The sequence below is a fragment of the Bradyrhizobium sp. BRP19 genome, assembly GCF_020194195.1.
GTDB classification, from domain to species: domain Bacteria; phylum Pseudomonadota; class Alphaproteobacteria; order Rhizobiales; family Xanthobacteraceae; genus Bradyrhizobium; species Bradyrhizobium yuanmingense.
This window is the reverse complement of the sequence record NZ_JADYVZ010000069.1, coordinates 1-1,715: the sequence shown is the minus strand read 5'-3', so window position 1 is coordinate 1,715 and position 1,715 is coordinate 1. Positions and strand designations below refer to the sequence as shown.

Below are 1,715 nucleotides of genomic sequence, written 5' to 3'. Positions count from 1 at the left end.
ATTTCGACTGAATATGACCTGGCATCGCCGACCCTGCCGACCACGGCGGTCACTCGCCGCTCGCTCCTCGGCGGGGCCGGCATCGCAGTTGGCGCCGCCGTGCTTGCGTCTCCGCCGGGTATGTCCGGAGTAGCCCCGGCCGCGGCGCAGACCGTGGGCGTGGGCACGGAGGCGCGACCGCTCGACGCGGCGCTCAAGCGCCGCGCCTTCGAAGTCCGAGCGGCCTGCGCGAGCAATAACGAGAAAATTCCCATCGCGCCCCACCCGGCGAACGGCGATGAGGCGCGCTACACCAACAAGATCGGTTCCGATACGCGGGGCCTGCCGCACGACAAACGCGGCGAAGTGGAACAAGCTGCTTGGCAGGCTTTCTATATTGCTTGTCAGTCGGGCGATCCCGCTGATTTCGAGAAAATCCCGCTCGGCGGCACGCGCAGACTGGTCAATCCGGTAGGCACGCTGGCCGTCAGCCTGAGCGGCATGAACCCTACTCAGATTGCGCTACCGCCGGCGCCGACCCTTGCAAGTGCGGAGCGCGGCGGCGAGGCGGTCGAGGTATACTGGCAATCCCTGCTTCGTGATGTTCCGCTTACCGAGTTGCGCGACGACACCTCCAACCGCGACGTGCTTGCAGCGACCGAGGAAATCAACAAGCTTGCGGATTTCCGCGGGCCGAAGTCTGGTGGTCGGGTCACACCCGGTACGCTGTTTCGTGCCAATGCGCTTTACTTCGACCCGGCTGACCCGAAGGGCCGCTCCGTCACGCCTCCAGGCGTTCTGGACGGCCCGCTGATCTCGCAATTCCTGCTCCGGGACGTGCCCTATGCCGCACAGTGGATTAGTGCTCAAATTCGCACCGCGTTGCCCACGAGCGAATTCCTGACCGAATACGAGGAGTGGCTGGCGATCCAGAACGGCGCCGCAGCGAAACGCCGGTTGGAATTCGAGGCGACACCGCGATACATCACGACAGGAAGAGATCTCGCGGAGTATGTCCGCGCTGGTCCCGCACTCGGGTGGGCAGCAGCGCTGATGCTTGCAACCCCCGGCGGCGGAACGGACCAACGGTACTCCGGAATGTATCCAGTGACGGAGCCCGTATCCTTCCCGTCTAGCCCCTATCGGAAATCGAAAACACAGGGCCCTGGAGGAGGCACATTCGGATTGGCCTATGTGCAGGCACTACTCACTACGGGGATCAGCAACTCCGTCCGCGCGTCCTACTGGCAGAAGTATTTCGTGCACCGGACCGTGCGACCGGAAGCCTATGGCGGTCTGGCGCACCATCGCCTAGCCAATGGCGTGAGCGACTACCCCTTGCATGACAGCTTCCTGAAATCGGAAGCCCTCGATCGCAGTAAAGCGAAATACGGCACCTACCTCTTGTCACAAACCTATCCGGAAGCCGCGCCCCTTCACTCCACCTATCCCGGCGGTGCCACGGGCGTCGGTGCCGTTACGGCTACCATATTGAAGGCGTTTTTCGACGAGAGCCGCGTCATCATCAACCCGGTACAGCCCGATCCGGCTGACCCGACGAAGCTCATGCCCTATAACGGCCCGCCACTCACGGTTGGTGGAGAGCTGAACAAGCTCGCGGTGAATTTCGGTTTCGGACGGAATTGGGCGGGCATCCACTGGCGTTCCGACGCTTCGGCCTCAATGGCGATCGGCGAAGAAGTGGCTATCGGCATGCTGCGGGACGAGCGCATGAC

General features: G+C 63.1%; 1 protein-coding gene. It reads left to right on the top strand.

Annotated features, from left to right (window positions below):
* Positions 1-1,715, top strand: a 1,715-nt coding sequence (locus tag I6F36_RS38515) for a vanadium-dependent haloperoxidase (RefSeq protein WP_225173246.1), incomplete at both ends; no start/stop codon positions are given.